Genomic DNA, 7,159 nt, shown 5'->3' with positions numbered 1-7,159 from the left:
GCTTGATTTTTGGTGTTTTTTGGGCGCGTGAGGTCTCATTTCTTTTTCAGGGGGCTGATCCCCTTCTGGTGCCTACTGAAATTTTACACGGCCACCTGCATCTGGAGAAAGCCGAGATAAAAAACGTTTTTAAAGATAAAGGGAGATAGCTGGAAGTGGAAAGAGGTTCCATGAAAAAATGCAGGTTTTTAAATTTTTTTAAAAGCAGGATTTTGACGTTTTAAAGCGAAAATGTAGTGTCTGTGGCAAAGTGACGAGGGAGGTGCTGTCCAAAGATTCAAACATTTGCCTGGTTGTTCAAATTACAGCGGGGTGAATCCGGAGTGCCCATACGGAAATGTACTGTTGGCTAAATACATACCGAAGGAGGTAGACAAGTTGTGCTGAGGACTATAAAAGTGATATTGATCATGCTGGTTGTTTTGGCCCTGGCCCTGGGGGTGGCCGGTTGCGGCGGGCAGCAGACAAAAGATACTAAGGACAGTAAGCAGACCAGTGCCCAGGCCGGGGGCGGGCAGCAGCCAGCCGGCAAGCAAAAGATACTTGTGGCTTCGGACACGACCTACGCGCCCTTCGAGTTTCAGGATCCCAACACTGGCAAGTACGTGGGATTTGACATGGAACTGATCCAGGCCATTGCCGAGGTCAATAACTGGGATTATGAAATCCGGAGCATGAATTTTGACGGCATTGTGCCTGCCCTGCAGAGTGCCAGCGTGGATTTGGCCATTTCGGCCATAACCATTACCGAAAAGCGCAAAGAACAGGTTAATTTCTCCCTGCCCTATTACCAGTCAGGCCAGTGTGTGGCGGTGAAGGCCAGCAACAACACCATCAAAGGTTTTGACGATCTGGCCGGCAAGAAAATAGGGGTACAGATTGCCACCACGGGAGCGGACGAGGCACGCAAGATTCCCGGCGCCAAAATCACCGACTATAACACCATTAACGAGGCCTTTATGGCCTTAAAGAATAGCAACGTGGATGCCGTGGTAAACGATTACCCGGTAACGTTTTACTTTATCCAGCAGGGAAACAAAGACGTTAAGATTGTAGGTGACCTGCGGACCAGTGAATTCTACGGCATTGCGGTACCCAAGAGCAAGCCGGATATTCTGGAAAAGGTTAACAGCGCCTTGAAGACTTTGAAGGAAAACGGCAAGTATGCCGAGATCTATAAAAAGTGGTTTGACAAGGAGCCTCCAGATTTCCTGCCCGGTGAGCCTCCGGCCAACTAATGGGACAAGGCCAAATATGCGTAACACTTCCGTGTTACGCATATTTGGCCTGTTAGCGGTCTACGGGGAGAGTGAAGTCTTTTGGAAACTGTTATAAGTTCTCTACCGGTACTATTGCTAGGCGCCGTAAAGACCTTGCAAATTACGGCCATTTCCGTGTTTTTCGGGTGTATTCTCGGTTTAATTGCCGGGTTATCGCGGCTTTCCCGGAATCGTGTTTTAAGTTTTCTGGCCGTCTGTTATGTGGATTTTTTCCGGGGCACTCCGCTATTGGTTCAGATCGTGATTGTTTATTTTGGCATCCCCCAGATTTTAAAAGATGTTCAAAGTCAGCTTGTGCAGGCCTATGGTATCACCCCGGTGTTTGAAAATATACCTATTTTTTTTGCAGCAGTGATTGCCTGCAGTCTTAACAGTGGAGCCTATATAGCCGAAATTTTCCGGGCTGGCGTTCAGTCCATTGAGAAGGGACAGATGGAAGCGGCCCGCTCCTTAGGTATGACTCATGGACAGGCCATGCGCTACGTTATTTTGCCCCAGGCCTTCAAGCGGGTAATCCCTCCCCTTGGCAATGAGTTTATTGCCATGCTTAAAGACACCTCCCTCCTTTCGGTCATCGGCTTTGAGGAGCTCTTCCGCCGGGGCCAGCTCATTGTGGGGGCTACTTATAAGGCCTTTCAGATTTATCTCACCGTGGCCTTTATTTACCTGATCATGGTCATCCTAATCTCCCGTTTGGTGGATTACCTGGAAAGGAGGTTGAAGACGGGTGATTAAGGTATCCAACTTGTACAAACGCTTTGGCCACTTGGAGGTCTTAAGGGGCGTTAATTGCGATGTGGCTCCCCAGGAAGTGGTGGTGGTTATTGGACCCAGCGGTTCGGGGAAAAGCACATTTCTGCGCTGCCTGAATCTCCTGGAGCAGCCCACGGCTGGGGAAGTGGTGGTGGATGGGGTCAATCTCATGGATCCCAAAACGGACATTAACAAGGTCCGGCAGGAAGTGGGCATGGTTTTTCAGCGCTTTAACCTTTTCCCCCATAAAACGGCCCTGGAAAACATCACCCTGGCTCCCATAAAGGTACGGGGAATGACGCAACACGAGGCGGAAGAAATAGCCCATAACCTCCTGGCCAAAGTTGGTTTGAGTGATAAAGCTCATGCCTATCCCGACCAGCTATCGGGGGGACAGCAGCAAAGGGTGGCGATTGCCAGGGCGCTGGCTATGCGTCCCAAGGTGATGCTTTTCGATGAACCTACTTCGGCGCTGGATCCCGAGATGGTCGGCGAAGTCCTGGCGGTAATGAAGGACCTGGCCCGGGAGGGTATGACCATGGTGGTGGTCACCCACGAGATGGGATTTGCCCGGGAGGTGGGGGACCGGGTCCTGTTTATGGACGAAGGGCGCATTGTGGAAGAAGGGACTCCGGAGCAAATTTTCAATTACCCCCAAAATGAACGCCTTAAGGTGTTCCTTAGTAAAATCCTGTAAAGCAAAATCCTGTAAAGCAGCCAGAAAAATTAAAGCCAGGCATTTGTCACCTGGCCATAGCTTCTTAAGAAAGTAAAGAATAGATGCCGAATAGGGCACTTCCTGGCTGGTTTGCAAGCCACGGATACCGGCGGCGCCGGTGGTTCCCGGGTTCACCAGCAGGGAAGGGCCAATTTTTTTGATCTCGGTCCGGTGAGAATGTCCGCCGGCCAGAACAGGTACGCGGCCGGCAAATTTTTCGGCTACCTGCGGATTATGCACAAGTAAAATACCGTGCTTTGATTTGTTCCGGTTTGTTGCCCGTGGCGGCGTGTCAACCCGTAGCGGTGCTTCTGAATACCGGGGGTAGGGAAGCGGGGAAGGAGGGAGCTAACTAATCGGCCTTGGCAGGCTTGACTAGTAAGGAAATTGTGAATCCGGCCCGACTTTTTAGCCAGCGGTGGGCTGACTAACGCAAGTGCCAGTACATAAAAAGGCGGCAAAGGGCTGAAACGCTTTAAGATAATTATTTTCCCTTTTAAGTGGTGGATCAGCCCGTTAAGGGAAATAATGCTGATCTTTACGGTGGTATGCAGTAAAATAAAGGCGATGAGTGGCCAGGTAACCGATCTGTCGCAGGAGGAATGTCGCAAAATAAAATAACGTAAAAGATATGAAAGACGGGATGGTTGGGCATGGAAATATATGTAAAATATAAAATAAAGCAAGTTGACAAGATGTGTATATTAGAAGAAGAAAAAATTTGTGATAACTGTTGTGATTGTTTTGTTTGCGAGCTGAACCCGGATAAGATCTGTGATAATTGTGCCAACTGTTTAAAATTGGTTGATTACCCTGCTAAAAAGCAACCCCAGAAAGAAATCCTTACTTTGGAAAAATGCCACTGGGCGAAAGGCAATGGTCATCATCGGAATCGGATGGGGTTAGATTAACCGCGGTCCTGTCCTATGGTAAGCTTAACCGGCGAGTTTTTGGCTGTTTGCAAAACTAAGTTCCTATAATAAGTATTATGTTAACCAGCATCGGAAACTCCTGCCACTTCGGCGCGCTCGGGCCGGGCATTGCGCTTGCAAGCCTTGTGGTTCACGGCCGGCTTTCAATTCACCGGCAAGCTCGTGCCCGGCCCTCCGCTGGCCCAATTTGCCATTGCTTCCGGGGCATGATCAACCCCCCGGTACTATATATAGGTGGAAGCAAGTTTCCTGGGGGGTTACCCGGTTGGCCAATACACGGAATTGGCCAATACACGGAAGTGGAGTCATCAAGCACTGCTCTTGTCCTGATCATCATTGTCCGGTGGCTTGGAACATGCTATCGGGTTCACGTCGGGGGCATTGTGGTGATGAGAATCCACTGTTCTTTCCTGGAAACCTTTGAAATGTTACACGTGCTGAAATATAATAATTCTTATAGAAGGTTTTCGGTAATTGGTAATTTCCACAAGCTAGGAGGTTGCTCTCTTATGCGCACTGCTGTGCTTAGTTTTTTGCTTCTTATTACTATCGTCCTGGCCGGTTGTTCCCGGGATGCCGGTCAGGCCAATCACGGGCAACTCCCTGGAACACTTGATGGACAGGACCAGCGTTTTAAGATTATTTATGAGCATTCTGAAACTAAAAATTTGGGCGGTTTTACTGTTCTGCGGGATAATGCTACTGGCCACGAGTATCTGATCATTACAGGATTAAACGGTGCCCCTACCGTGGTTCCTCTGCAGAGGCCGGTGACAACGGATCAGCCCGGCGGTAAGACTACATCTTTAGAACCGGGTCTTTTAAGCACCGCCCGTTAAATACCTGACGTAATCGGTGTTATATACACTTCTGCCTTTATCCATTGCCTTTACTTACTTTTAGATGGAAAAACTCCTCCATGGATCAACCGGGCATCCGAGACATTAAAGAATGTGTTGGGATCAAGCTTATTCAAGATGGATAACGCCCGCTGCAGGTCGCGCCGTTTAAGAAGTACGAACAAAACCGTCCTCTCGCCACACTGGCCCTGACACTCCACGCTGGTAACACCAAATCCCTCCTGGCGCAACCTTTCGATAAACTGGGACGCCAGTTGTGGTGCCGGGAACACTTGCAGCGAGAGGTAGCCCAGTGCAAGTCTGCATTCGATAAGGCTGCCGATGTAATTCCCCGTTGCAAAGCCGCCGGCATAAGCTATTACTTTAACGGGGTCGTTTAAACCTCCGGCCAATACTTGACTGAGGGCCAGTATGAACACGGAAACCTCAAGAAAACCAATTACAGCCGCCAGCAACCGTTTGTCCCGCATCAGCATCAATACTCTGATTACGTCCAGGGACATGTCTATTACCCGGGCAAAGAAAATAAACAGATAACCTCCTATCATTGGTAACCAAGTTTCCAATCCTCTTCCCTCCATAAATATATCCGGCAATAAGCACTTTCGACGTTTTTTAACATGAGCTTTAGAACTTTCTAGATCGAAACCTTAGACCGAGCTGCGCATAAGATGATTGTGTTTTTTTCCCTTGAGGGCATGGTATTCGGCAACTAGATTTAAAGCTGATTGGCGGGAAGAAAGCAATTGGGCGTTGTTTTTTGCCCGGACGGCCATTTTTTGCCGCAGGTCGTCATCTGTAATGAGCTCTTTTACTTTTGCTACAAAAAGGTCCTTATTTTCCGGTGTCAGAAAACCATCTTCTCCGTCTCTGACCATTTCACTTGTACCAAAAGCTTTAACGGCTACCACCGGAAGTCCTGCTGCCTTGGCTTCAGCCAGCACCAACCCCTGGGTTTCGGTTTTGGAGGCAAAAACAAAAAGATCGGCCCCCTGATAACATTTAATTACTTCCGTTCTATTTAACGTGCCGGTAAATATTACTTGCTGGCCTATGCCAAGCTGGGCGGCCTGTCTTTTTAAATTGACCTCTTCCGGACCCCCACCCACCAGAACCAGTTTTAGATTGGAGTTCCCACTGCTAAGTTCCGCAAAAACGGATAAAAGAAAACCAATGTTCTTTTCCTGCCCCAGCCGTCCCACAAAAAGCAGGATCTTTTCTTCCGGTTTAATTCCATGTTCCCGGCGTAACCAGTTTTTGTCACCTTGTGTAAATTCCTCTAGATTGATGCCGGTGGGTATAACTTTTATTTTCGTACGCACCCCCATTTTTTTTAAATGTTCCTCAATAATGCCGGTGGGCGCAACCACTAAATCGCACCGGTTGCAGAAATCCCGACAAAAGCGTCTGGTCAGTACCCGGGTAACGCCCTGGGCAAAGGGTACATAGTGGACATATTGATCGTAGAGAGTATGAAAGGTAAAAACCAAAGGGATGCCCAGCTTATGGGCATAACGGGCCCCCACTCGCCCGAGCAAAAAGGGTGAATGAACATGGATTATATCAGGTTGCCATTGGTTGATGGTGGGTTTCAGGCGAAAGGAAAAGGGTACCGCCAGGGCAAAATCCCGGTTTGTTGGGGCCGGGACGGAAGGAAAACGAAAAACCCGCTTTTCCCTGGAGCAATTAGGGTAATTGGGGGCAAAGATATAGACGTCATGTCCCAGTTTGGTTAGCTCAGCGGTAAAAGTATCTATGGACCGTACCACACCGCTGGTATATGGACGGTAGCTATCGGTAAAAACGCCGATTTTCAAAAATCCCACGCCCCTTTTTTTTGATGGTCTCCCTACTGCCATTATATTACCATTATATCGCTCTCGTTTAGGGGCTCCAAGTCCTTCGGTTGATAACTTATTGGGCGTCGACTACTTCCTCCCAGCGGTAATCGGCAGAAACAATGCGCCAGCCTAGTGGAGTTTTATGTAAACTAAAATATCCTGTTCCCTTTTGGATTTGCCCGGTGACGAGGTCAGTGTTCAGCAGGGTTGTGCTTACCGTTGCCTTTTCTGATGTCCGGTACTCAAGGGAAACATCGGTAACGGCAGCCCGGCAATACCAATCGGTTGGCCGGGCGATAAAATCCCATGCCCGCTCACTTACCTCGGATAATAGGGGCTCGGCGTAGTACTTTCCCAGCTTTTCCTTTACTTCTTCCCTGTTTCGTGCTTGCCACCAGGAATCGTCCTCTACCGATCCTTTAATGATAGCATATATCTCATTCTGTTGGGTGGTGCTGGCGGCCAGGTGGCTCCCTTCTGCGAGCAGCAAAAAAAACAGGGCCGTAATGACAACGTGCCAAAGTTTCAATTTCTTTTCCCCTCCCCCTACGTCTTTATTGGAATAGTATACGACTAGAAGGCAAATACATCCTTGTAAATAATTGGTATATTGTGGGAGAAGGGAAATTTTTTTTACATTGGCCTGGGGACGTCAAAAAAGTTGCCCTAAAGGCAACTTATCCCTAAACTTCCATGATAATTTTTATCACAACCCACGAATGAAAATCGAGTCAGCTAGACTTTCCATTACCAACTTTTTCTGCCATACTGGAAG

At 48.4% G+C, this 7,159-nt stretch carries 9 protein-coding genes; 6 read left to right on the top strand and 3 right to left on the bottom strand.

Annotated features, from left to right (window positions below; genetic code table 11):
* Positions 1–380: 380 nt before the first annotated feature.
* From J2Z49_RS14430 to J2Z49_RS14405, 6 genes are all read left to right on the top strand, one after another.
* Positions 381–1,238 carry a basic amino acid ABC transporter substrate-binding protein gene (locus J2Z49_RS14430; RefSeq protein ID WP_307403850.1) on the top strand — a complete coding sequence of 286 codons (858 nt, stop codon included), beginning with the start codon at positions 381–383 and terminating at the stop codon, positions 1,236–1,238.
* An 81-nt stretch (positions 1,239–1,319) separates the two neighbouring features.
* Positions 1,320–2,015, top strand: coding sequence for an amino acid ABC transporter permease (locus J2Z49_RS14425; protein WP_307403848.1), 696 nt, complete (start codon positions 1,320–1,322; stop codon positions 2,013–2,015).
* Entirely contained in the window at positions 2,008–2,730 is a 723-nt protein-coding gene (locus tag J2Z49_RS14420; RefSeq protein ID WP_307403846.1) for an amino acid ABC transporter ATP-binding protein, read from the top strand. The genes J2Z49_RS14425 and J2Z49_RS14420 overlap by 8 nt, the downstream gene beginning before the upstream one ends.
* Positions 2,731–2,841: 111 nt before the next feature.
* On the top strand, positions 2,842–2,997 hold the full coding sequence (locus J2Z49_RS14415; protein ID WP_307403844.1) for a hypothetical protein: 156 nt from the start codon (positions 2,842–2,844) through the stop codon (positions 2,995–2,997).
* A 407-nt stretch (positions 2,998–3,404) separates the two neighbouring features.
* Positions 3,405–3,662, top strand: a complete 258-nt coding sequence (locus tag J2Z49_RS14410) for a hypothetical protein (RefSeq protein ID WP_307403842.1) — start codon at positions 3,405–3,407, stop codon at positions 3,660–3,662.
* Positions 3,663–4,069: 407 nt separating this feature from the next.
* Positions 4,070–4,522 (top strand): hypothetical protein, encoded by a 453-nt coding sequence (locus J2Z49_RS14405; RefSeq protein WP_307403840.1) that lies wholly within the window; start codon positions 4,070–4,072, stop codon positions 4,520–4,522.
* Between the two features lie 50 nt (positions 4,523–4,572).
* Here the strand turns inward: J2Z49_RS14405 and J2Z49_RS14400 are convergent, their stop codons facing one another.
* The 3 genes from J2Z49_RS14400 to J2Z49_RS14390 form a co-directional block, all read right to left on the bottom strand.
* Positions 4,573–5,091, bottom strand: a complete 519-nt coding sequence (locus tag J2Z49_RS14400; RefSeq protein WP_307403838.1) for a DUF2179 domain-containing protein — start codon at positions 5,089–5,091, stop codon at positions 4,573–4,575.
* Positions 5,092–5,193: 102 nt separating this feature from the next.
* The gene (locus J2Z49_RS14395) at positions 5,194–6,360 is read right to left on the bottom strand and encodes a glycosyltransferase family 4 protein (protein ID WP_407650102.1); all 1,167 of its coding nucleotides are present in this window, start codon (positions 6,358–6,360) and stop codon (positions 5,194–5,196) included.
* A gap of 97 nt (positions 6,361–6,457) precedes the next feature.
* A complete protein-coding gene (locus J2Z49_RS14390; RefSeq protein WP_307403835.1) occupies positions 6,458–6,913 on the bottom strand; it encodes a hypothetical protein in 456 nt (151 codons plus the stop codon).
* Positions 6,914–7,159 lie beyond the last annotated feature (246 nt).

The organism is Desulfofundulus luciae, from assembly GCF_030813795.1.
Classification (GTDB): domain Bacteria; phylum Bacillota; class Desulfotomaculia; order Desulfotomaculales; family Desulfovirgulaceae; genus Desulfofundulus; species Desulfofundulus luciae.
The sequence above is the reverse complement of the archived record's forward strand: the minus strand, read 5'-3'. Positions and strand labels throughout refer to the sequence as shown.